We start from the raw sequence: 24136 nt of genomic DNA, 5'->3' as shown, positions 1-24136 counted from the left end.
CGCGCCAAGCGGCGAGACTGTTAATACAGTCGCGCTGCCTGCTGTTTCAGTGCCGGATTTTCAACGCCCCACATCTCTTCGATGTTGTAGAAAGCGCGTACTTCCGAACGGAACAAATGGACGATGACATCACCGGTATCAACCAGAACCCAGTCACCCTGTTCCTTGCCTTCTGCCAAGGCACGGCCCTGACCGGCATTCTTGATCACCTCAACGAGATGCTCTGCCATGGCGGCCACGCGACGCGAGGACGAGCCAGTAGCAATGATCATGTGATCGGCAATAGAAGTTTTGTCGATCAAATCAATGGTAACAAGGTCTTCGGCCTTGTCATCTGCGAGAGTACTCTGGATCAGCGAAAGCATTTCGCTGGAAGTCAGAGATTGTTTTGCGGTACCTATGGTCGCCACCTTAATTTTCACGCGATGGCCCGGTTTAAACCGAAAGCACACATCGCAGTATTGCTTACACCTGCCATCTGCCTTCGGCGCGAATTGCGGTCGAAGAAGCCGGATGGCGCTTGATTGGCAGGTATACCCAGGCCGGAACATCCAGATCGGCCAGCAAACCCGCCCTGTCCATAGGGATACGCCAGCGTTCCATACGGCGCGCGGCAGTCCCGGACAATGCCTTGTTAGAATACCCTTCACGGTCGATAACCGCAATGGGAGCACGTAAAATCAACCTGTCCCACCATTTCCACTTATGGAACTGGGCCAGGTTGTCTGCTCCCATCAGCCAAACGAACTGTGTTCGGGTAAAACGGCGTTGCAAGGCTGCAAGAGTATCGGCCGTATAGCGGGTTCCGAGCTCGGTTTCAATTGCAGAAACCACAATGCGGGGATGCTTAGCCATCATTAGTGCTGAATCAAAGCGATCCGCAAGGTCTGCCATGCCCGATCTTGACTTCAGCGGGTTCTGTGGTGAGACAAGCCACCAAACCGCATCCAACCTTAGGCGTTTCAACGCTTCTAGGGTGATATGCAGGTGGCCTTCATGGGCGGGATTAAACGACCCGCCCAACAAACCAACCCGTGGCGGAGCCACATGCGATCTTGGCGTGCCAAAGGTCATGGACGTGTCTGACCTTGGCCGCGAACGATGTATTTGTAGCTTGTAAGCTGTTCGACTCCGACGGGACCGCGTGCATGGAGCTTTCCGGTCGAAATACCAATTTCCGCACCCATGCCGAATTCGCCGCCATCTGCGAACTGCGTTGATGCATTTACAATGACGATCCCGGAATCAACACCGTTCAGGAACGTTGTTGTTGCGGAGGCATTTTCAGCAATGATTGCATCGGTATGGTGGGAGCCGAATGTATTGATATGATCAACTGCCTCATCAACACCCGAAACAACCTTGATTGCGACAATCGCATCAAGATATTCCGTCACCCAGTCATCCGATGTTGCCGGTTTGATACGACCATCCACAGCCTGTGCCGTTTCATCGCCGCGCAGCTCGCAGCCTTTGGCGACAAGTGCTTCGGCAATGCGCGGCAGTAAACGGCCCGCGACCGAATTGTCGATCAAAACGGTTTCAGTCGCACCACAAACACCAACACGGCGCATCTTGGCATTGACGACAATGTCGACCGCTTTCTGCGGGTCAGCACTGGCATGGACATAGGTGTGGCACAGGCCTTCAAGATGCTTGAACAGCGGAATGCGGCTTTCTTCGGTGATGCGCGAAATAAGCGACTTGCCCCCACGCGGCACAATCACATCGATGTAATCCGAAAGTTTCAGCATTTCGCCCACGGCGGCGCGATCCGTGATCGGGATCATCTGAATGGCATGGTCAGGTAATCCGGCTTCGCGGATTCCGGCGACCATGCAGTCAAAGATCGCACGCGATGAATGAAAGCTTTCCGAACCACCACGCAAGATTGCCGCATTGCCCGATTTGAGGCACATGGCACCGGCATCGGCTGTCACATTCGGGCGGCTTTCATAGATGATGCCAATCACGCCAAGCGGCACAGACACGCGTGCAATATCAAGGCGGTTATGTTCCGGGCTCCATCGTGCCAGTTCGCGGCCAACCGGATCGGGCAGTTCGGCCACAGCTTCCACACCGGCTGCAATGCCTTCGAGCCGCCCGGCATCAAGCGCAAGGCGGTCAAGAAGCGCATCGGTCAGGCCTTTGGCGCGACCGGCTTCCATATCCTTTGCATTGGCAGCAAGGATCAAGGCAGCATTTTCGCGCAGTTTGGCAGCGGCGGCTTTGAGGGCGGCTTCTTTTGGCTTGGACGGGACCTGTGCCAGTTCCAGCGCTGCTTTGCGTGCTTTGATGCCCATGTCGCGCATAAGTGCGGCGACATCCTGGTTTTCGATACTGGCAAGAGCCGTCATGGTCCTGGTTCCGTTCCTAGAAGCTTGGTCTATTGCGGTCATGCAACAGATCCGTCTTTTTGAGATTTTATCAACAAATTGGCAAAATAGACATCAAACCGACGATCTGCAATGGCATTAAGGCGATAAAGCACCAAGCATGCTTGCCAAACGGTTCTTGCCGGTCCATCTGTTGATGACAGAATGAAAAGATACGCCGTGCGCATCCCGCAATGTTGTTCGGTGCCTGATTGGGGATAAAAAATTGAAAAATATGGGTTCTGATCAGCCGACTGCGCGCGCAGAGTTCGGTGTGGTTAAGACATTTTTGCCTTATCTTTGGCCGCGTGGTGAATTTGAACTCAAGGTTCGTGTGGTTCTTGCCCTTATGTTCCTTGTCGGGGCAAAGGTCGCGAATGTCTATATCCCGGTTCTATATAAATATGCCGTTGATGCCCTTGGGGGTGGTGGAAAATCCGCCAATGTGGTGGATGGCGCATCAAATGCAGCCCAATCAGGTACATCGGACACCACATCACTGATTGTTGTGCCGGTGGCATTGATTCTTGGCTATGGCCTTGTCCGTATCTTGGTGTCGGCCTTTGGTGAGATACGGGATGCGGTGTTTGCCAAGGTTGCCCAGCGCGCCATTCGTCGATCGGCACTTGGGGTGTTTGAACACCTGCATGGTTTGTCTTTGCGGTTCCATCTTGATCGTCAGATGGGCGGGCTTTCGCGTGCGATTGAACGCGGGGTAAAGGGCATTGAATTCCTTTTGTCCTTCATGCTGTTTAACATCCTGCCGACCTTGCTTGAGATCGTTATGGTCTCGATCATCTTGTGGGCGCTGTATGACGTCTGGTTTGCGGTGATTACGTTTACAACCATCGTGATCTATATCGCCTTTACCCTGATCGTGACCGAATGGCGCATGAAGTTTCGCCGCGAAATGAACAAGCGCGATGACGAAGCCAATACCAAGGCCATCGACAGCCTTATCAACTACGAAACAGTCAAATATTTCAACAACGAAGCCCACGAATCAAAACGGTATGACGCAGCCTTGCGTGGCTATGAAACTGCAGCCGTTTTATCGCAAGTCTCCTTGTCGAAATTAAATGTCGGGCAGGGTGCAATCATTGCGGTTGGTCTGGTTCTAAACATGCTTTTGGCAGCCCAAGGTGTCAAAGACGGCAGCATGACGGTTGGCGACTTTGTGTTGGTAAATACCTACTTGCTGCAGCTTTATATGCCGCTTAACTTCCTTGGCTTTGTCTATCGTCAGATCAAGCAGTCCCTGACCGATATGGAACGGATGTTCTCGTTGCTTGATGTTGAAAAGGAAGTCGAAGACCGCCCCGATGCCCGTGCGCTTGAATGTGATCAGGCCGCGATCCGGTTTGAAGATGTGCATTTCTCCTATAACCCGGATCGAAAGATTCTTAAGGGGGTTAGTTTTGAGGTGCCCGCCGGGAAAACTGTTGCCGTGGTTGGGCCAAGCGGGGCGGGTAAATCAACCCTGACCCGGTTGATGTTCCGGTTCTATGACGTATCGGATGGCCGGATTACGATTGACGGGCAGGATATTCGCGATGTGACGCAAAACTCGCTGCGTCGCGATATTGGCATCGTGCCACAGGATACCGTCCTGTTTAACGATACGATTGCCTATAACGTTTCCTATGGCCGTCCGGGATCGGATCAGGGCGAGATTGAAAACGCGGCAAAGCTCGCCAGCATTGATGGCTTCGTTGCCGGATTGCCCGACGGGTTCAAAACCATGGTTGGTGAACGCGGCCTGAAATTGTCGGGCGGGGAAAAACAACGTGTCTCGATTGCCCGCATGTTGTTGAAGCGGCCAAAGATCATGATATTTGACGAAGCAACATCCGCCCTTGATACCCGCACAGAAAAAGACATCCAGCAGGCCCTGCGTGACGTATCGCGCGGGCATACGACACTTGTAATTGCGCACCGTTTGTCGACCGTTATTGATGCCGATGAAATCATCGTCCTGCGCGATGGTCAGGTGGCAGAACGCGGCCGCCATCAGGATCTTTTGGCGCAAGACGGGCTGTATACGGAAATGTGGGCGCAGCAGCAGGAAATCCGCGAAGCCGAAGAAATCCTTGCCCATGCTGGGGAAATCCCGAGTTAATTGCGAAAAGTCTGATTTTTGACTGGAACCTTGTGACGTCATCGCCAAATATTAGGGGGATGACGTCACAGTTACTTTGGGGGAAAGTCTGGTGCCGAAACTAACAAGAAGCGAACTGCACGCTTTGCAAAAGGGCGGAACAGGTCACGGTCACGCCAACCATCATCACAGTCATGATCACCATCATGAACCGCTTGATGAGGGGCAATATTCCGGTGATACGCGTGAAGAAGTTGATCGCATGCGCCGAAACCTTTTGGTCGGGTTGGGTATGTTGCCGCTGGCGGGGATGGTGCTAAATCCGACGAAACAGGCGTGGGCCTTGTCCAACGAAGTCAATATTCGGGAAGACGGACGCTTTCGATATATCAATTCCAACGCGATACCCGATCACGCAACGGGCAGTTTTCCCAATCGTAAAAACCCCAATTCGATCAAGGCGCAGTCGCTTGAATTTCGCTTTCCCTTGAACCCGACCCGCACCGGGCGGTTTTCGCCCATCGACCGGTTGTCATTCGGCGTGGCGGTCAACGGGGTGCCGTTTGATCCTTACACGGCAGAATACTGGCAACGTGATCGTCAGTCGGGATGGCGGTATGAGGCAATTTCGCCGACGGTGGATTTGGGTCTGGATCAGAATAATGCCCATGTGCAACCTGATGGTACCTATCACTATCACGGGGTTCCCAAGGGTTTGATCAAAAGCTGGTCACCCAATCAACACTCTGCCCGCATCGGTTTTGCCGCAGATGGTTTTCCGATCTATACGATGTTCGGGTATCAGAACCCCGATGATGCGGGGTCGCCGATTGTTGCTTTACGCAGTTCCTGGCAGGTGAAAAACGGACAACGATCAGGCGGTCCGGGTGGTCGATATGATGGGACTTACGGCGAGGATTTCGAATTCGTACCCGGTCTTGGTGATCTTGATGAGGCCAATGGTCGTGAAACGGTCACACCGGAATATCCGCAAGGGACATATGCCTATTTTGTCACCGAAAGTTTCCCGTTTATTCCGCGTGTTTTGGCGGGAATGGGCGATCCAAGTTTTAACAAAGGCCCGGGCGGCATGCCACCAGGTGGGAGTGGTACTGGCGGCGGCGGACCCGACAGGCGCCGTGGTCCACCACCGGGTGGCGGTGGCGGGTTCCCGGGGCAACGACCAAAATTTGGCCCACCACCACGCTAAAGATGAGAAGGGGTGTCCGGTTGGGCGCCCTTTCTTTCTAAATCTGTTGGATCAGGGCAGTGGCCCGAAAACCTGTGTGGTATCGAGCAGCCAAAGAGCTGTGCTGATAGTTAAGAATGACATCGACGTTGCCATCATAAGAGAGGCGGCACACAGTCCTTCGTGGCCATAACGTTGACCAAAAATCGGATAAATGCTGAGCATGGGCGAACATGCAAAGGAAACGCAGGCAATCTGCAGCATCGGATCAATGTCTGGCATGAAATAGATCAGGGCGAAGATGGCAAGTGGATGCAAGATCAGCTTTGCGCTAACGATCCGTGCCATATCCGCACGCATGCCTTTTAACCTCAACCCGACCAAACCGCCGCCAATGACAAAGAGTGCAACTGGTCCTGATGCTGATGCCAGCATATCAATGGCCTTAAAAATCGGACGGGGCAGCGTGATTCCAGACAGCGAAATAACTAGCCCGATCATGATGGCGATAATGATGGGATTTTTCCCCAGATTGCCGAGCGCCTTGCTTAAAACCTGCCAACGGCTTTCGTCTTCGTTCTTGGCACTGTCACCAAGGACAAGAACCATTGGCATCATGATCAGGTTTTCAATAATCACGCAAAGTGCCAAGGCGATTTCAGCAGCGGGGCCAAGTAACTGTGATGCAACCGGATACCCAACAAACCCGCTGTTGGACATGGACATGCCAAGGCCTTGCAAGGTGGCATTCGGCTGGCTTTTTTTTGCGATCAGAAGGGCATAGGAAAAACCCAGTGCAAAGACCAATAATGAACCGCTGCCATATGCCAGAAGAAAAATCGGATCAATAATTTCGGTCAGGTCACGTTGGGCAAGGGCGCGGATCAACAGGCACGGCAGGGCGAAGTTTAGGACAAACGCCCCCATGCCGCGGACAATGGTTTGGGGCACAATATTGCGATATACCGCGAAATAGCCAATTGCGATGATCAGGAATATCGGTGTTGTTATCGCCAGAATATCAAGCATGGGTGCCCGCGGATGTTTGATGTAAATATGACCGCTGACGCATGGAGTAGCATGTTTGGCGTATCGTATCGGGATGGTTGTATCAGGTATCCCCGTTGTCGGGGGTGACGTCAAGAAACGGAATGGTTTTATCAATGAACCAAATGGTAATGGATTGGGCGGATGACCTGAAACCCGAAGGGTTTTATGGACTGGGCCGGCTAAAGCGTGCATCGGAAAAAGGTGCGCTTGTGGCTGATAGCATAATCAGAAATCGCATCTTTGAGAATTTGGCCAACTTCAATCCGGTTGTCGCGGGTACGCTGCCAATTGCGGTTGATACAGCAGAATCCGACATTGATATTCTCTGTGAATGTTCGGATTTGGGCGCGTTCACACAGATTGCCGATCACGTTTTTTCGGGCTTTCCGGACTACGCCCTGCATGACCGTGCACCAACCCGCCATGTTGGACAGGCCGTTGTCGCGCGGTTTACGTGTGACGAAATACCGTTCGAAATTTTTGCGACAGATTGCCCGACATCAGAACAGTTCGGGTTTGTTCATATGGTGGTAGAAGCAAGAATTCTGGCGCTTTTGGGCGACGATTTTGCGCAAAAGGTGCGGGCGTTCAAGCAGACCGGGGTTAAGACCGAACCCGCCTTTGCACAGATTCTGGGGCTTGATGGCGATCCATACATCACACTTGCCGGGCTTGCAGATTTATCACCCACGGAACTAAAAGACCGACTTGGTTTGATGCTGAGCCGCGAATAAACGGTTAGTTGGCGTCTGCCGGGATTGGCAAAGAACGATAGACAACATTTTCAATGCCTTCTGCGATGGCTTCGCGCATCGCGTTGGCGGCAAAATCCAGAATTTCATTTGCCTGGAAATGTTGTGTTGCTTCTGGTTCGGCCCAAGTTGAGCCGACACTGACTGTGATGCGCACAGGATTGCCTTCCGCATCCGTAAAACGGCATTGTTCGCGTATCGTGTCGCACAGCTTGTATCCTAGAAAACTTGTTTGTTCCTGACGTACACCGGGCATCAAGCAGGCAAAGCCACACTCATCGACCCGGCCGACGACATCGCGATCGCGCAATGAAGATGTGATGGCAGATGCAATTGCTTGGACAATCCTGTTGACGGTTTCCTGACCAAAACTGGTGACAAGATTTTTATGATCATCGATTTCAAAACGATAGATTGCAATGCTTCCATGTTTCAGTCGGGCATTGATCAATTCACGATGGAGGAATTCTTTCATCCCCATTTCATTCCACAGCCGGGTTAATGGATCGATCAGCATGCTGTGTTTCGAAGGATCAAGATCGTCATAGACCTGCTGCGGTGTTCTTGCACCATATCGCAGCGCGATGGTTGTTTCAGCCCAATGGCCAAGATCCTCAAGGATTTGAAGGTCTTCCGCGCTAAAGTGACGTGTTTCGCTATCGACCACGCAAAGGGTGCCGATCTTAAACCCGTCCGGGTTGGTCAACGGAACACCGGCATAGGAGCGAACATTTGGAACCCCGGTGACAAGCGGGCTGTCATGGAAACGCTCATCACGGGTGGCATCTTCGACAACAAAGGTCGTGTCGCCATCGATCACATGACCACAAAACGAAATATCACGGGGGGTTTCGGTGCTGGGCTGGTTGATGTTGGATTTGAAAAATTGACGATCATTATCAAGCAACGAGATCGCAACAATTTCTGAACCGAAAATACGCTGAGCAACCCGTGTGATGCGATCAAGTTCCGGGTCCGCTTCACTGGTCAGAATCCCCATGCTTTCAAGAGACTTCTGGCGCGCAATTTCGTTTTCGGGCAATGCCGCTTTTTTCATCCAACCGTTCCCCCGGTTTATCGGTAACCCGTCGAAACTGAATTCTAGGTATTTCTAACAGGGGATCAAGTTAGCTTTTTGGAGTGCGCGTTGTTATTGCAATGGCTTGGAAGGCGTATTCATTACATGGCATGATTCATCGCGTTAATCCAAAGCACGATCAACATCAAGGGGCTTATAGCACACAGTATCGCGTCCGGCTTTTTTGGCTTGGTAAAGGGCGTCATCGGCCATTTGAAGAACCTGACTGGAGCTGTATTTCGTTTTGATGTGCGGCGGGACCCACGTTGCGCCAATACTGACGGTAACCTCAACAGGATCACCATTTTTGTTGCTTACTTTTCCAAGATGGCGAATGGTTTGACAAAGTTTCTCACCAAGAAACATTATAGGGTCCAAACGAACACCTGGCAAAATACAGACGAATTCTTCGCCGCCAAAACGCCCGATAATGTCCTGATCGCGCAGGCTGGATGCGATGATTTCTGAAATGCCCTGAATCACTTTGTCACCGACCAGATGACCATGAGTGTCATTGACGCGTTTGAAATGATCGATATCAAGCATAAAGATACCGACCGGCGTATTCCGGATATGGGCAGATGAAATTTCGCGTTCCAGCAATTCTTCAAGCCCGCGCCGGTTCCAGATGCCGGTCAAAGTATCAATCAGTGCGTCGCGCTGTGCCGTGTCGAGGTCCGAAACCAGTTGCTTTTGGCTGCGTTCGCTATAGCGCAGTGCGATCACTGTTTCGACCCAATGGGCAATATCCTGAAGCGTTGCAATTTCATCGTCGCTAAAGTTGCGTGTGTGGCTGTCGATCACGCAAATTGTGCCAAGCTTGTAGCCTTGTTCATTGGAAATCGGAACGCCAAGGTAGGAGCGTATTTTCGGGTCGCCAGTGACCAACGGGTTGTCAATAAACCGTTCGTCTTTATGGGTGTCGGAAACGGCCATCGGTGCGTCATGCATGACGGTATGGCCGCAAAATGAAATGTCCCGGCTGGTTTCAGAAACAGAAAGATTGACGTGTGACTTGAAGAATTGCCGGTCATTGTCGAGAAGTGATATCGCGACAATGTCGGTTCCGAACAACCGCTTGGCGAATTTTGTGATTCGGTCAAGCTCAGGATCGCGTTCGATTGAAAGCAGCCCCATCGTATTCAGCGACGTTTGACGGGCCATCTCGTTCGCAGGGATAGGTGCAGGCTTCACAAAGCGATCTCCCGATTTGGTGCAGGCTTTTTGTAAAGTTCCGTGCACCAATGCCTAAACACAGACAGCCATACGTGGTGCGTGTTCTGAACCATATGTTCAGAATTCCATAATTTATAGTTCATTTAAAGTTGGTCTGATAGCTCTGCGTTTAAAGAGAGGTTAGGCGTTTAATCAATCGTGCTAACGCGATCACCACAGCAAATGACGCCATCTTGAATAACCCGACACGTGACCCCACCTCGCCAGTCCGGCGTCATCGCATTCTTTAGCCCCGGTGCGGCTTCATCCATCCGGTGGCAGGGATCCGTTTCGCCGGTGATCTCAAATATAACTGACCCAATTGCAATTTTTCTGCCCTTGGTTCGCGGCAAAGTGATGCCACGGACAAAAAGGTTCGCACGCCGGATTGTCCAGTCAAGATCGGGTTGGTTGATCTCTTCGCATGCTGCCTGCCAGCCTTCTTCCGACAGGATGGTGACCTGACGACGGCGTAATTTGCCGCGGTAGTCACCATCGATACCAAGCTTGGTGGTGACGTCAACCCGATCAAGCGTTTCCATTGGCGCATGGGATTTTGCTTTTCGGGCGATGCCGATCAGTTCGGCTGTGGTCGTCATGCCGGGAAACTCCTGTACGCTCTTTATCGACGCATTACATTGGCGGGCAACCACAGATCAGGTCTTCCATTGACCGGAAATCACCCAGCGCCCCGCGAAGTTTTCAGGTACCAGAATGGTCTGGCGTGGTGATCCGCTTTCATCAAGTTCCGGATAATCGGTTGTGTAATGCAGACCACGGCTTTCGCGACGCCACAGGGCGGATTGAATGATCAGTTTGGCAACAACGGACAGGTTACGCAATTCCAGCAAATCATTGGTGACGCGGAAATTGCCGTAATATTCGTCAATTTCAGACAGTAATAAATCCACCCTGTGCTGGGCGCGTTGCACGCGTTTTGTGGTGCGGACAATGCCGACAAAATCCCACATCACGTTGCGCAGCTGTTCCCAGTTATGGGCGACAATGACTTCTTCGTCAGAATCGGTAATGCCGGTTTCGTCCCACTCTGGAAGCGGTTTGAAATGGTCTTCGACCGGGAAGGCTTCGATGATGTCTTTTGCTGCGGCTTCACCAAACACCAGACATTCCAGAAGTGAATTGGATGCAAGGCGGTTGGCCCCATGAAGGCCCGTTCCGGCACATTCACCAATTGCATAAAGGCCGGTAAGATCGGTACGCCCCCGAAGATCGGTCAAAACGCCGCCGCAGGTATAATGCGCAGCAGGGACAACCGGGATCGGTTGTTTGGTCATGTCGATGCCATAACCAAGGCAGGTTTCATAAATGGTGGGGAAGTGTTCCTTGATGAAATCAGGCCCTTTGTGGGTGATATCAAGATAAACGCAATCAGCCCCCAGGCGTTTCATTTCATGGTCAATCGCACGGGCGACAATATCGCGCGGTGCAAGTTCCCCGCGGTCATCAAACCGGTCCATAAAGCGCGTACCATCAGCAAGAAGAAGTTTGCCGCCTTCACCGCGAACGGCCTCGGTAATCAGGAACGATTTGGCTTGGGGATGATAAAGGCAGGTTGGGTGGAATTGGCTAAATTCCATATTCATCACACGACAACCCGCGCGCCATGCCATGGCAATGCCATCGCCGGTCGAACCATCCGGGTTGGATGTAAACCGATAAACTTTACTCGCCCCACCCGTTGCCAAAACAACGGTGCGGGCGTTGAATGATTTTACCGTTCCGCTATCAAGATCAAGCGCATAGGCGCCGATGCAGCGGCGTCCTTCGCCGCCAAACTTGCGATCGGTGACCAGATCAATCGCAAGATAGTTTTCGAAAATCTTGATGTTGGGATGATTGACGGCCTCACTTTGCAGCGTGGTTTGAACCGCCCGCCCCGTGGCATCAGCCGCATGGACAATGCGACGATGGCTGTGGCCGCCTTCGCGCGTCAAATGAAACGGCTGACTGTTGTCGCCTTGCGGATCACGCGTGAGCTGAATGCCAAGTTCGTCAAGCCATGCAATGGCGCGCGGCGCATTGGCCGCGACAAATTCAACGGTTTCGCGTTTACACAGATCGGCACCAGCAATCAGGGTGTCACGGACATGATTTTCAATGCTGTCAGTGGCATCAAGCACGGCGGCAATCCCGCCCTGTGCCCAGTTGGTAGATCCGTCATCAATCTTTCCCTTGGAAAGAACGGCGACCTTTAAACTTGGGGCAAGTTTCAAGGCTGTGGACAGACCAGCAGCACCGCTGCCAATGATAAGCACATCATAGTGGAAAGAGTTTTCGGCCATTTTATCCCATCGCTTTTGGGCGGTGCCAGATGGCAGGATTTGGCGCGGTGGCGTCAACATCGGCTCCGATCAGAAGGCGCAGAATAGGACTGCTTTTCGCCAATCTCAAACATATTTGTCTGAAATCGTACGATGTTTAACGATAGTGCGGTGTTGAGGGATCGTAGCAGCCCTTGCAATCGGGCTTTTGGCAGACAGATTATTAAAGAGCAACAGGGCGCGGATCAGGGGAGGTTTCGATGACCAATGTCAATACGCAAGAACCGTCGCATACGGGCGGATGCCATTGCGGCATGGTCCGTTTTGAAATCAAAGGGCAGATCGATAACCCGGTCATGTGCCACTGTGAGCTATGCCGCAAACTGCATGGGCATGTCAGTTCCTATTGCCGGTTTGATACACATGCCTTGCAATTGACTGATGACACCGGTTTGCGATGGTATCGCATGTCAGACAAAACCGACCGCGGATTTTGCAAGCTATGTGGAACCGGCATTTTTTGGCGGCCAGTGCGGTCAAGCGGCATGGCGGTCATGCCCGGTACCCTTGACGATACCGGAACACTTATGGTGACGGGACAGATTTTCTGTGCGGATAAAGGCAATTATTATCCGCTTGATCCGGCGATTAAACAGTTCAGTCAGTCTGATCGGTAATGCCTGGAATCTTCAGCCATGTCAGTTCGTGCTTGTTGTTATACAAATGCACCACTTTTGATCCGGGGATGTCGGCAAACTGGGTGATGGCGGAATAATCCGTGTCTCCCTGTAATTTGATGGTGCAGATGAAATTGGTTGCCATACCGGCATCCAACCACTGATTGACCAGTTGAAACAGTCGATCCGGATAGCAGATCACGTCAGAGCACAGCCAATCCATATAGCCGATTTCTTCCGGGTTCATGCCAAAGGCACTTTGCTGACGGAAATCAACACGCGGCAATTTGGCGATATTGGGATCAAGCCGGGCCTTGTCGATGCTGATCACATCGGTCCCGAATTCATGCAAAACCCATGTCCAACCGCCGGGGCTTCCGCCCAGGTCCATGGTGCTGTCACCCTGCTGCGGATAAACGCCCAGCCGGGTGAATGCTTCCCACAATTTCAAATAGGCGCGGTTTGGCGGGGTGGTTTTGTCTTCTTCAAACTCGACCTCGCCGTTTTTCCACGGGCTGGAACAATCGGTCGCTGCGATGATGGTATCAGGATCAATCAGCGTCCATGACCCAAGTGGTGCAGTCGGGGCCGGTTCGCCAAAAACCTGACGTTTGGCCGATACATGCGGCAGGTTTGCTTCGATCAGCTTGGCACGGGAGAAATGGTCAAACTTGAACATTGCCCAGTTACGCTGATTGAATTTCAGGAGCTTGGCAGCACCCTTGATTGACGGGATGGCAATCCGTACCGGATTACGCCAGACATTCTGTGCCCAGAAAACACGCCGTTCGGGACCGGGCGCAAACATCAACCGGTCGTGGCGTTCAGTCACATCGCCCAACTCGTTATACAACTGATCTTCAAACCCGACAGGGGCGAGATAGCCGGTTGCGTCCATTGGCTCGATGACGGCTGTAACGCCGTCCGGGGTATCGAATGTGTGTTTTTCTGTCATCATGGGGCTGCTTTTACGCCCATTTTTCGCAATAAAAAAGCAGGAAAGCTGCATAACAGCCTTCCTGCTTTTGTGTGTGTTCAGTCGGGTTGGTTCTGTTTAATCAGAAATACCCCGAACAAAGGCTAAAAATCAGAATTTGTCAGCCTGAACCAGACCTTCGATCAGGATCACCTTGGTCGGGTCACCTTTGATGCCAAAGTCATTGTCATTGATCATGGCAAGTGCGCCATCACCCATGATTGCAAGGCCTTCAAGTTTGTTCGGTGCTTCCGGGTAATCCGCACTGTCAAAACGAAGGGTCTTGGAAACCGCGATTAGGTCCAACTTGGAAAGATCGTTTTCTTGTTCAAGCGATGGGTTGGTCGACATATCATCCCAACGGGTGGACAGAATGTTGGTCGCACCAGCAAGCTTGATTTCATGAAGTTTGGTGGTTTTGTCGGTACGTTCAAGAACCAGAAGTCGGTCATCGCCCAGTGCCAGAACTTCGGAAATGCGCGGTGCGTTCTGTTTGTCAGACGGATCGTTGCGGAAGGTCTGCGGGTCATCAAGCTGATAGATATATTCGCCACTCAGCTTTTCCGAAACACGGTCATAAACGAACAGACGTGTGTTTTTTGCCACTTTGTAGGCATCGGCATTTGGATTGGCCAGCGGGTTCTGAACCATGAAATACAGCTTGGTTTCATCAGGCGAAACGGCCATGGATTCGATGCCGCGGTTGGTCTGACGGGTGACCAGAATGGCTGGAAGGCCGCCGGTTACCTTATAGGCCGCACCGTCGAAATCTTTTTCCGAGCCCGCCGGGACGAGACGGTTAATCACGGTGCCGTCTGCTCCAACATGCAGAACCGATGGGCCGTTTTCTTCGCCAATCCAGTATGAACCGTCTGTCAGACGAATGATGCCTTCTGCATCAATCGACGATACCGACTGTTCCAGTGGCTTGCCGTTGGCATCAACCGGCTTTTCGGTTTTGGCAACGGTCAGTTTGTTGGTAAGGCCGGTCAGCGGAACGCCACTTTGATCCTTGATGGTGATGACATCCTTGATGTCAAAGCTGCCATCGTCATTGAGGAAAATGGTGTAGATCGACGGGGAATAATCCGGGGTCGGATAAACGCGGACTTTTTTGCCCTGACAGACAACGTCTTCGGCAACACCAAGAACATCCTGAACGTCACCACAGACAAAGTTCGGACCACGGTCAGAAACGGCATAGAACATATTGGCCGGATCGCCGGGACGACGATAGGCACCAGAACCCAAGCCGACGGTTAAATCGCGGGCCTTGCCCCCTTCGACCATAACGGTCGAAAGATTGTTCATCGCACTTTTTGTTTCGAAAACCTTGGCTTCGCCTGCGATTGCAGTGCTGGCCAGAAGCATTGCTGCAACGCCGGCGATACCGGCTGCAAACATCCGTTTCATAATATGGAATCCCCCACAGAACCTGGTCTGTAAAATGTACAAAGACATGCAGCTCAAGCCCGTTTGATGTTCGGGCGAACTGTGTGCTTGTTCACATTAGAGAGTTTCTGTGACAGTTTGTTTGCGGTTGAGCGTTATTTTAATGAAACCAATCAATGCCTTGGCAGAAGACCTACTTCCAGAAATCTTCGCGTTTGACGGTAAAGGTTTCCGAAATGCTGGCATATTCCTGATAGCCAAGACGCGCAAGCGGCTCAAACAGCGTGATATCAACCATACCATTGCGAATGATGGCATCATCAATATGCAGGCCGATGACGGTGCCTATGACCATCGCACAGGGGCGCTCCGGATTGGCACTGGGCAAATCGACAATCTGGAAAACCTTGCATTCCATATGGATCGGAACACCTTTGATCAGATGTGGTTTGACACACGTTGCGGGCAGTTTTTCAAGCCCGGCATATTCAAATTCGTCTTCATCAGATGGCAGCGGCGCAGAAGAAAAATTCAATTCTTTCAGCATCGCCTTTGGCGCAACACCGACAACAAATTCTCCGGTGGCGCGTGCGTTTTTCAGGCTGTCGACAGACCCGCCTGAAGAAAACATCACCATCGGCGGATTGCCATGCACAGCATTGAAAAACGAATAGGGTGCCAGGTTCGGGCGACCTTCGGCATCAACCGTGGAAATCCAGCCAATCGGACGCGGCGCGACACAGGCCTTGAACGGATCGTGTGGAAGATTATGGGCGGTTTTTCCGGGTTCATAGAACATGGGGCATTCCGTTCAGCAACTGATGGTTTCTATCGTGCGGTCAATTTAGTTTGGATCATAGACCCGGCGCATATTCATGTTCGCGAACATGATCCGGGCGCTCGGCCAAGTGCAGACGGGTTTGCGCCATCGGGCTTTCTGCAATGATCTTGCCACGGCGAATAACAAACAGGCGATTGGCCCGCATGCGGATGGCTTCAATCGTATCGCGTGCTTGCAAAACAACAAAATCGGCATTGTTACCAACGTCAATGCCATACCCGTCAATGCCCATGATTTTGGCCGGTTCGGTGGTAACTGCGTTATAGCAGGCCCGGATATCTTCGCGCGATGTCATCTGGGCAACATGCAATCCCATGGAGGCAACTTCAAGCATGTCGCCAGATCCCATTGAATACCAAGGGTCCATGACGCAATCATGACCAAACGCAACAGTTAGCCCCGCCTTGCGCAGTTCAGGCACACGCGTCATGCCGCGACGTTTTGGATAGGTATCATGACGCCCCTGAAGCGTGATGTTGATCAGCGGATTGGCGATGGCGGAAACTTCTGCCTCGGCCATCAGGGCGATCAGTTTGGAAACATAATAATTATCCATCGAATGCATCGATGTCAGGTGCGATCCGGCAACACGCCCCTGAAGCCCCAGACGTTGGGTTTCATAGGTCAGCATTTCGATATGACGCGATAAAGGGTCATCAGATTCATCGCAATGCATATCAACCATAAGGCCGCGCTTTTCTGCCATTTCACACAGTTCTTTGATGCTGGCGGCACCGTCGCTCATCGTGCGTTCGAAATGCGGAATGCCACCAACGACATCAACCCCCTTATCAAGGGCGCGAATGACATTGTCCTTAGCGGTCGGGCTTCGGAAATAACCATCTTGCGGAAAGGCCACCAGTTGCAGGTCAATATAGGGCGCGATCTGCTTTTTGACCTCAAGCAACGCATCAACCGCCAAAAGACGATCATCACACACATCCACATGGGTTCGGATGGCGAGAAGCCCCTTGGACACGGCCAGATCGCAATATTTAAGTGCGCGTTCAATAACGGCTTCCGGGGTCAGAAGGGGTTTTAATTCTCCCCAAAGGGCTATGCCTTCAAGCAGCGTTCCAGACTCGTTCATGCGCGGCAGGCCAAGCGACAGGGTCGCATCCATGTGGAAATGGCTATCGACAAATGGCGGGCTGACCAACATGCCGCCGCAATCGATTTCTTCAACCGCCGGGATGTTCAGGTTTTCGCCAATCTCGACGATCTTGCCGTTTTGACATGCGATATCAACGCCGGTGCGCTCGTTGGCGATATTGGCATTTTTCAAAATCAGATCGGCTTGCATGGTGTCATCCTTGGTCTGGTGGTCGCGGTATCAGAAGAACGATTTAGGGTCGTGGTTGGTGTCACGCTTAACGTTGGCCTTTAAACCATGGCACAAGAAGGGCCTTGGGGTAATCGGCCTTACGTGCAACGACAATCAGGGCAATGATCGACAGGATATAGGGCATCATCAGGAAAACCTGTGATGGCAAAAATGCCCCGACTTCGGTTTGCAAACGGACTTGGAATGCATCAAACGCGCCGAATAATAAGGCACCGATGAGTGCCTTGCCCGGTCGCCAACTGGCAAATACGGTCAATGCAATACAGACCCAGCCGCGGCCATTGATCATGCCAAAGAAGAAAGCATCAAAGGCCGACATGGTCAGAAACGCCCCGCCAAGCGCCATCATTGCCGAACCGACAACAACCGCACCAATACGAAGGGCATAAACCGAAAGTCCCTGTGCTTCGACCGATGATGGATTATCGCCAACGGCCCTGATAGCAAGGCCAAGCGGGGTGCGATACAAAACCCAGCCAGTCACAAATACCAGAACAAAGGCAAGGATTGTCATTGCCGTTTGCGAGAATAGCGCTTGCCCGATGAAGGGCAGGTCGGACAAAAACGGGATATCAAGCGGTTGGAACGGCGTAATGCGCGGGGGCGAAGAAACGTCCGGAAGGGCGGTGCGATAGGTAAAATAAGACAGGCTGGTGGCCAACAACGTAACGCCAATACCCGAAACATGCTGACTTAACCCAAGTGGCACGGTCAGGATCGCATGGATCAGGCCAAAGAACCCGCCGGCAAGGGCGGCAACCAAAAGCCCGCCCCAAAGACCAGCCCCAAGCCACACGGCCATCCATCCGGCCATGGCACCGGCGGTAAAGATGCCTTCAATCCCAAGGTTAAGGACCCCTGCTCGTTCGCAAACAAGCGCGCCCAACACCCCAAAGATCAATGGGGTCGCAATGCGAATGGCGGCTTCCCAGAAGCTTGCGGCAAGAAGAATTTCAAGGATTTCCATGTCTTTTCCCCTTAACCCGCAGTCTTGCGTTCAAAATGAACTTTAAACCGGGTTAGAAAACCGCCAATTAAAACGCACAGCAACGCCATGGCCACAATCAGATCGGCGAGATAGCTTGAAACACCAATCGCACGGCTCATGGAATCTGCCCCGACAAAGACCGATGCGACAAACAATGCTGATGCAATCACCCCGATTGGGGACAGGCGTGCCAGCATGGCAACAACGATCCCGGCATAGCCATAGCCCGGTGACAAATCAGTTGCGAGGTATCCCCGCGTACCGGCAACTTCCGACACACCGGCAAGGCCCGCCAGCCCGCCCGAAAGGGCGGCAACAAGGATCATGGTTTTGGTCACAGAGATGCCTGAAAACCTGGCCGCAGCGGCATTTTCACCAACCGCCCGAATTTCAAAACCCCAAACGGTGCGTTTAACGAAAACGGCCAGCGCAATGGCACACATCAAAGCAACGACCAGGCCAAAATGAACCCGCATCCGTTCGATAAGGGCCGGGAATGCCGCACTATCAATGATCGGTTCAGATTGCGGCCACCCCATCGACATCGGGTCTTTAAGCGCACCTTCAAGCATCATCTGAACAAACAGCAAGATAATGAAGTTCAAAAGCAATGTCGTCACAACTTCATCAACGCCAAGCCGGGTCTTCATCAAGGTTGGACCGATCAACATCAGCGCACCGGCAAGCGCACCGGCAATCATCACAATCGGGATCATGATCCAGCTTGGACCATCAATCACCCCGGCCCCAACCGCAACTGCGGCCATGGCCCCCATGTAAAGCTGTCCTTCGGCACCGATGTTCCAAAGTTTTGCCCGAAACGCGATGGCTGCCGCCAATCCGGTCAGGATCAAGGGTGTTGCACGGGTCAGCATTTCCGAAACTGAAAAGACCGATCCAAAGGCACCACTGATCATAAGGCCATACGCCTTGAGGATCGGTGCATTGGCAAGGGCAAGCGGGATGGCGGCCAAAAGGATTGCGATGGCAGCGGCAATGACGGGAACGCCGTAAGTTAAAAACGCACCGGGATTGCTGCGCGGTTCAAACCGGATCATGCCGTTTCTCCTGAATTCGGGGTGGTATCGGCATGCGATGATTTCTTTTGCCCGGCCATCATCAGGCCCAGTTCAGATCGATCAATGGTGTCGGTCGCCATGGAAGATATGATGTGGCCGGCATGGATCACCGCGATCTGATCGGAAATCGTCAGCAATTCGTCCAAATCTTCGGAAATCAGGATGACGGCAGCACCGCCTTGGCGCGCTTCAAGCAACCGGCGATGGACTTCGGACTGTGCACCAACGTCAAGACCGCGTGATGGCTGATTGGCCAGAATAAGCTTTGGTGATTTTTCCAGAACGCGGGCCAGAATCAGTTTTTGAATGTTACCACCCGATAACAGCCGTGCCGGGGCATCGGGGCCGGGGCAGCGCACATCATAATCGACAATGGCATGTTCGGCACGTTTGCGGATGGCGTCAAAATCAAGGAAGCCAAGTTTTTGATACTCAGAGCTTCTAACATCTTCGATCGCAATATTTTCAGCGACCGTCATGGAACCCACCATGCCGTCATGGTGGCGATCTTCGGGAATGCGGGCGATGCCATTTTGGGCGAACTGATGGGCATCGAATTTTATAACGATCGCTCCAAAAATCTCCACGGTCCCATGATCGGGTTTATCAAGTCCGGCAATTAATTGTGCCAGCGCGGCCTGACCATTGCCTGACACACCGGCAATGCCAAGAATTTCACCTTCGCGGGCGGTGATGTTGACACCATGCAGGGATCGTCTTGAATCACCGCGATCAATCGTAACGTCGATCAGTGAAATGACCGGTTCACCCGGTTCACGGGCTGTGCGCCGACTGACCGGGACTTCGCGCCCGACCATCAGTTCGGCGATGGATCGGTGGTCGGCCTCGCTCGTGGTCATTTCGCCGACTTTTTTACCGCCCCTAAGGACCGCGATACGGTGTGATACGGCAAGAACTTCGGCCAGTTTATGGGCAATGATAATGACCGAAAGCCCGGTTGATGCCAGTTTGCGCAAGGTTGCAAACATGCTTTCGGCTTCTTGCGGTGTTAAGACCGCCGTTGGTTCATCCAAAACCAGAAGCCGTGCATCGCGATAGAGGGCTTTTAAGATTTCAACGCGCTGCTTTTCACCGACCGTCAGTTTATGCACCGGCTGATCAAGATCGACATTCAAACCCGATCTTTCCATCAGATCATTTAGTTTGGCGCGCGGCTTGGTAAGGTCGCGACGCAGACGGAAAATCGGTTCAGTGCCAAGAACAATATTGTCCAAACCCGTTAGGTTTTCAGCCAGCGTGAAATGCTGATGAACCATGCCAATACCGGCATCAAGGGCAGCCTGCGGGGCGCCCGGTTCAAGCAGCTCAAGATCACCATTGCGATTGGCAACAGTTACGCTGCCTTCATCGGCAATGTAATGGCCAAACAAAATGTTCATCAATGTGGTTTTGCCGGCACCATTTTCGCCAAGCAAGGCGACGATTTCGCCGCGATGAACCGTAAGGTCGATGGCGTCATTGGCGACCAGCGGGCCAAATTTCTTGGTGATACCTGCAAGCGACAGCAGCAGGTCCTGAGACTTTTCAGATGATGTATGCGCAGCAGATGACATCCGGGTAATCCGTTTTGTTTTTATGCGTCACGCTGTGGGGCGATAAGGCGATGGTGCGAACAGATTGCGAAGTGATGATGGGACCCGATACGGGGGCGGGTCAAAATATTTTGGATCAAACAAATAAGGGCAGTTCGGCTTTTACACCGAACTGCCCTGTAAATTTAAGGAAATCTTACATCGAAGATTTCGGTTCTTCGTCATTTACCGTGACGCTGAACGTGCCGCCAAGAATTTCTGCTTCCTTGGCTTCGACGTCGGCAACCGTGCCTTCCGGAAGCAGGGCTGCGTCAAGCACGACACTGCCGCCGCCATGTTCCATATAGCTGAATTTACCGTAATCTTCGGCTTTGAATTCACCGGCTTTGACCGCAGCGATTGCGTGGTCAATGGTGGCTTCCATATGCCAAAGTGCCGAACCCAGAATGGTGCCCGGATAGTCCGCCGCCGTATCAATAACGTTGCCAACTGCAAGGATACCGCGTTCCTTGGCCGCATCGGAAACACCAAAGCGTTCCGCATACATGATGTCAGCACCCTTATCGATCATGGCAAAGGCGGCTTCTTTGGCCTTGGGCGGGTCATACCAGCTGTTGATGAAGGTCACCATGAATTCGACATCCGGATTGACCGATTTGGCACCTTCCATGAAGGCATGCATCAAACGGTTTACTTCCGGGATGGCAAAGCCACCGACCATGCCGATTTTGTTCGACTTGGTTGCTGCACCGGCAGCCATGCCGACAAGGTAGCTTGGCTCATGGATGAAGTTGTCAAAGACCGAAAAGTTGTCGGCTTCCGGGGCAAAGCTTGACCCCATCAGGAAGGCGGTTTCGGGATATTGGGCGGCAACCTTGCGGGCGGCGCGTTCAACGCCGAAGACTTCGCCGACAATCAGGTTTGACCCGTTTTCGGCATATTCGCGCATGACGCGCTCATAATCGGTATTGGCGACGTTTTCAGAAAACTCATAGGAAATTTCGCCACGGTCTTTGGCGGCATTCAGCGCCTTGTGGATGCGCGATACCCACTGCTGTTCAACCGGAACGGTGTAGATCGCTGAAACTTTAAGCGGATCTGCGGCCTGTGCCGGTGTGCCAAGGCCAAACGACACGACGGCTGCTGCGGCCGCCATGGCCGAAAGCAGTGCGCGGCGGGAAAGGCCGAATGTAGCAGACTTCATAATGTCCCCCTGGAGGTTATTGCTGTTTTGCGAAGTTCAACTCTCATGCGTAGATTGTGGGCAGATTGTATACACGATCAGAAAAGAGGCAAAGCTTGTTCTGTCCAAATGGTCAGTTTTTATAGATTGACCTAAGTATTTGGGATGGCTTCGCGTTTTAATGAAGTCTTTCGCGTGTATAACCCGCAAAAACATCATCTTAAAGGTGATGTCCGCATGGGGGATGCCGTTTGGGGGGATTTGCGATAGGTACCCTGCTTTGCGGAGTCCGCTCGGTCTTACCAGTCTGTGCGTGATAAGAAGGGGGCAGCGGAAGCACGAGCAAAATCTTCCGGTTTCTGGAGCATATCCGTTAAAATTGTATAAACGGAATGCACAGTTTCGAACACAATGCGACTCCTTGAAAAATTAATGCGACTCCGAGGAAAAAATCGGAGTCGGTTAACTCTTTCATTAACTATTTCAGTCGATGCTTTCCTCAAGATTTCAAGGGGGAACCTAGAAGGCATCATGACACAAAAGACAACTTTACCACTTGATCAGGTTATGGTCGGCGATTGCATCGAGCTTATGAACAGCTTGCCGGAGAAATCCGTTGATCTGATTTTTGCTGATCCACCCTACAACCTTCAGCTCGGCGGCGATCTGCTGCGGCCGAACAATTCCAAGGTCGACGCTGTTGACGATCATTGGGACCAGTTTGACAGCTTCCGTCACTATGACGAGTTCACCCGTGACTGGCTGACGGCGGCGCGGCGCGTGCTGAAAGATACCGGCGCAATCTGGGTGATCGGCTCGTACCACAACATTTACCGTGTTGGTAATACGCTGCAGGATATCGGGTACTGGATCCTCAATGACATTGTCTGGCGTAAAACCAACCCGATGCCGAACTTCCGTGGCAAACGTTTCTGCAATGCGCATGAAACGCTTCTGTGGTGTTCCAAGAGCGAAGAGCAAAAAGCCATCACCTTTAACTACGAGGCGATGAAGCAGCTCAATGAAGGTCTGCAGATGCGCTCTGACTGGCTGATGCCGATTTGCTCCGGCTCGGAACGTCTCAAGGACGATAACGGCAAAAAGGTTCATCCGACCCAAAAGCCGGAAGCCCTTTTGCAGCGCGTTTTGATGGCAACCACCCGCCAAGGTGATGTGGTTCTTGATCCATTCTTTGGAACGGGTACGACCGGTGCAGCGGCGCGTCGTTTGGGACGCCACTTTATCGGTCTGGAACGCGAAGAAACCTATGCCGAAGCCGCCCGTGAACGGATTGCCAAGGTCCAGATGCTGGATGGCGACAGTCTTGAACTGACCGAATCGAAACGCTCGCTTCCGCGGATTCCGTTCGGTGCGGTCATTGAACGTGGTCTTCTGTCACCCGGCGACAAAATCTATGACAACCGCGGCAATGTTGCGGCGATGGTGCGTGCAGACGGATCAATCAGTCACAAGGACAATGCCGGTTCGATCCATCAGATCGGTGCGCGTGTTCAAGGCGCAGAGGCTTGTAATGGTTGGACTTATTGGCATTACAAATGTGATGGGCGTTTGGTTGTGATTGACAATCTGCGCACTCAGTTACGCAAAGAAATGGGTCAGGTCCCCGCCTGATCCTGATCGGAATTTTCCGATTAAATCATTGATGCCTAAAAGCCGACGTGGTTGAGAAACCCGTCGGCTTTTGCATTTTCGAAAAAAAGTGCTATATCTAATCTCTAAATATTATCCGTAAGGATAGATGGAGTAGGTTATGCAAGCAGGTTCAGTAGGCGGTGCAGGATACGCACCCAACCCCGTTCAGGTTCAGCAGGCGGCAGCGCCGATTGCTGAAACCGGAAATAACGATCTGAATTCTCCGGCACGACAGCGAATTGAGCAAACGGCAGAAACGGAAACTTCGCAACAGGCCGCACCACCCCCGACCGAGGGACGTGGACAGGTGATCGATATTTACGCCTGATCGCGCCGAGCAAGTTATAAAAAACAAAGGCCCGTGATGTTATGTCACGGGCCTTTGTCAATTCTACAATCTGGATGGATAT

The 24136-nt window shown here is 52.3% G+C and carries 22 protein-coding genes; 6 read left to right on the top strand and 16 right to left on the bottom strand.

All coding sequences use genetic code 11. From position 1 onward, the window contains the following. Nucleotides 1–20 precede the first annotated feature (20 nt). From rsfS to ACQ0MK_RS14775, 3 genes are read right to left on the bottom strand one after another with little or no spacing between them, the layout of a single operon-like run. A complete protein-coding gene (gene rsfS / locus ACQ0MK_RS14785; protein WP_430473262.1) occupies nucleotides 21–410 on the bottom strand; it encodes a ribosome silencing factor in 390 nt (129 codons plus the stop codon). Nucleotides 411–465: 55 nt separating this feature from the next. Further along, a complete protein-coding gene (locus ACQ0MK_RS14780; protein ID WP_350048350.1) occupies nucleotides 466–1074 on the bottom strand; it encodes a nicotinate-nucleotide adenylyltransferase in 609 nt (202 codons plus the stop codon). Next, entirely contained in the window at nucleotides 1071–2357 is a 1287-nt protein-coding gene (locus tag ACQ0MK_RS14775; protein WP_430473261.1) for a glutamate-5-semialdehyde dehydrogenase, read from the bottom strand. The genes ACQ0MK_RS14780 and ACQ0MK_RS14775 overlap by 4 nt, the downstream gene beginning before the upstream one ends. A 253-nt stretch (nucleotides 2358–2610) precedes the next feature. On the opposite strand from ACQ0MK_RS14775, the gene ACQ0MK_RS14770 reads away from it, so the two are divergent. Both ACQ0MK_RS14770 and ACQ0MK_RS14765 read left to right on the top strand, forming a co-directional pair. Continuing rightward, nucleotides 2611–4494 (top strand): ABCB family ABC transporter ATP-binding protein/permease, encoded by a 1884-nt coding sequence (locus ACQ0MK_RS14770; protein ID WP_430476034.1) that lies wholly within the window; start codon nucleotides 2611–2613, stop codon nucleotides 4492–4494. A 91-nt stretch (nucleotides 4495–4585) separates the two neighbouring features. Next, nucleotides 4586–5683: a YHYH protein gene (locus ACQ0MK_RS14765; RefSeq protein WP_430473260.1), complete on the top strand. Its 1098-nt coding sequence runs from the start codon at nucleotides 4586–4588 to the stop codon at nucleotides 5681–5683. A 51-nt stretch (nucleotides 5684–5734) separates the two neighbouring features. Here ACQ0MK_RS14765 and ACQ0MK_RS14760 read toward each other — a convergent pair whose 3' ends face one another. Continuing rightward, on the bottom strand, nucleotides 5735–6691 hold the full coding sequence (locus ACQ0MK_RS14760) for an AEC family transporter (RefSeq protein WP_430473259.1): 957 nt from the start codon (nucleotides 6689–6691) through the stop codon (nucleotides 5735–5737). Between the two features lie 134 nt (nucleotides 6692–6825). Here ACQ0MK_RS14760 and ACQ0MK_RS14755 point away from each other — a divergent pair, with 134 nt between their 5' ends. Then, nucleotides 6826–7446 carry a DUF4269 domain-containing protein gene (locus ACQ0MK_RS14755; protein WP_430473258.1) on the top strand — a complete coding sequence of 207 codons (621 nt, stop codon included), beginning with the start codon at nucleotides 6826–6828 and terminating at the stop codon, nucleotides 7444–7446. A 4-nt stretch (nucleotides 7447–7450) separates the two neighbouring features. On the opposite strand, the gene ACQ0MK_RS14750 is transcribed toward ACQ0MK_RS14755, so the two are convergent. From ACQ0MK_RS14750 to nadB, 4 genes are all read right to left on the bottom strand, one after another. After that, complete coding sequence (locus ACQ0MK_RS14750; RefSeq protein WP_430473257.1) at nucleotides 7451–8521, bottom strand: sensor domain-containing diguanylate cyclase; 1071 nt, start codon at nucleotides 8519–8521, stop codon at nucleotides 7451–7453. Nucleotides 8522–8665: 144 nt separating this feature from the next. After that, the gene (locus tag ACQ0MK_RS14745) at nucleotides 8666–9736 is read right to left on the bottom strand and encodes a diguanylate cyclase (protein ID WP_430473256.1); all 1071 of its coding nucleotides are present in this window, start codon (nucleotides 9734–9736) and stop codon (nucleotides 8666–8668) included. A 170-nt stretch (nucleotides 9737–9906) separates the two neighbouring features. Then, nucleotides 9907–10356, bottom strand: coding sequence for an MOSC domain-containing protein (locus ACQ0MK_RS14740; protein ID WP_430473255.1), 450 nt, complete (start codon nucleotides 10354–10356; stop codon nucleotides 9907–9909). A 57-nt stretch (nucleotides 10357–10413) separates the two neighbouring features. After that, nucleotides 10414–12120 carry an L-aspartate oxidase gene (nadB, locus tag ACQ0MK_RS14735; RefSeq protein WP_430473254.1) on the bottom strand — a complete coding sequence of 569 codons (1707 nt, stop codon included), beginning with the start codon at nucleotides 12118–12120 and terminating at the stop codon, nucleotides 10414–10416. A gap of 179 nt (nucleotides 12121–12299) precedes the next feature. Between nadB and ACQ0MK_RS14730 the strand changes: the two genes are divergently transcribed. After that, nucleotides 12300–12716 carry a GFA family protein gene (locus tag ACQ0MK_RS14730; RefSeq protein WP_430473253.1) on the top strand — a complete coding sequence of 139 codons (417 nt, stop codon included), beginning with the start codon at nucleotides 12300–12302 and terminating at the stop codon, nucleotides 12714–12716. Here the strand turns inward: ACQ0MK_RS14730 and ACQ0MK_RS14725 are convergent. From ACQ0MK_RS14725 to ACQ0MK_RS14690, 8 genes are all read right to left on the bottom strand, one after another. After that, a complete protein-coding gene (locus ACQ0MK_RS14725; RefSeq protein WP_430473252.1) occupies nucleotides 12697–13671 on the bottom strand; it encodes an SAM-dependent methyltransferase in 975 nt (324 codons plus the stop codon). The genes ACQ0MK_RS14730 and ACQ0MK_RS14725 overlap by 20 nt on opposite strands. Before the next feature lie 132 nt (nucleotides 13672–13803). Continuing rightward, complete coding sequence (locus ACQ0MK_RS14720; protein WP_430473251.1) at nucleotides 13804–15105, bottom strand: esterase-like activity of phytase family protein; 1302 nt, start codon at nucleotides 15103–15105, stop codon at nucleotides 13804–13806. 172 nt (nucleotides 15106–15277) lie between these two features. Continuing rightward, nucleotides 15278–15883, bottom strand: a complete 606-nt coding sequence (locus ACQ0MK_RS14715; RefSeq protein WP_350041384.1) for a flavin reductase family protein — start codon at nucleotides 15881–15883, stop codon at nucleotides 15278–15280. 55 nt (nucleotides 15884–15938) lie between these two features. Further along, entirely contained in the window at nucleotides 15939–17228 is a 1290-nt protein-coding gene (locus ACQ0MK_RS14710) for an amidohydrolase family protein (protein ID WP_430473250.1), read from the bottom strand. A 67-nt stretch (nucleotides 17229–17295) separates the two neighbouring features. Then, nucleotides 17296–18237 carry an ABC transporter permease gene (locus ACQ0MK_RS14705; RefSeq protein ID WP_350041386.1) on the bottom strand — a complete coding sequence of 314 codons (942 nt, stop codon included), beginning with the start codon at nucleotides 18235–18237 and terminating at the stop codon, nucleotides 17296–17298. Nucleotides 18238–18248: 11 nt separating this feature from the next. Continuing rightward, nucleotides 18249–19316, bottom strand: coding sequence for an ABC transporter permease (locus ACQ0MK_RS14700; RefSeq protein ID WP_430473249.1), 1068 nt, complete (start codon nucleotides 19314–19316; stop codon nucleotides 18249–18251). Then, nucleotides 19313–20911 (bottom strand): ABC transporter ATP-binding protein, encoded by a 1599-nt coding sequence (locus ACQ0MK_RS14695; RefSeq protein WP_430473248.1) that lies wholly within the window; start codon nucleotides 20909–20911, stop codon nucleotides 19313–19315. The genes ACQ0MK_RS14700 and ACQ0MK_RS14695 overlap by 4 nt, the downstream gene beginning before the upstream one ends. 175 nt (nucleotides 20912–21086) lie before the next feature. Next, complete coding sequence (locus ACQ0MK_RS14690) at nucleotides 21087–22094, bottom strand: BMP family protein (protein ID WP_350041389.1); 1008 nt, start codon at nucleotides 22092–22094, stop codon at nucleotides 21087–21089. 510 nt (nucleotides 22095–22604) lie between these two features. Here ACQ0MK_RS14690 and ACQ0MK_RS14685 point away from each other — a divergent pair. Further along, nucleotides 22605–23705: a site-specific DNA-methyltransferase gene (locus ACQ0MK_RS14685; protein ID WP_350041390.1), complete on the top strand. Its 1101-nt coding sequence runs from the start codon at nucleotides 22605–22607 to the stop codon at nucleotides 23703–23705. Between the two features lie 139 nt (nucleotides 23706–23844). Next, nucleotides 23845–24054, top strand: a complete 210-nt coding sequence (locus ACQ0MK_RS14680) for a hypothetical protein (protein ID WP_350041391.1) — start codon at nucleotides 23845–23847, stop codon at nucleotides 24052–24054. Nucleotides 24055–24136 lie beyond the last annotated feature (82 nt).

It is taken from the genome of Thalassospira lucentensis, from assembly GCF_050516545.1.
Taxonomy (GTDB): Bacteria; Pseudomonadota; Alphaproteobacteria; order Rhodospirillales; family Thalassospiraceae; genus Thalassospira; species Thalassospira lucentensis_C.
The sequence above is the reverse complement of the archived record's forward strand: the minus strand, read 5'-3'. Positions and strand labels throughout refer to the sequence as shown.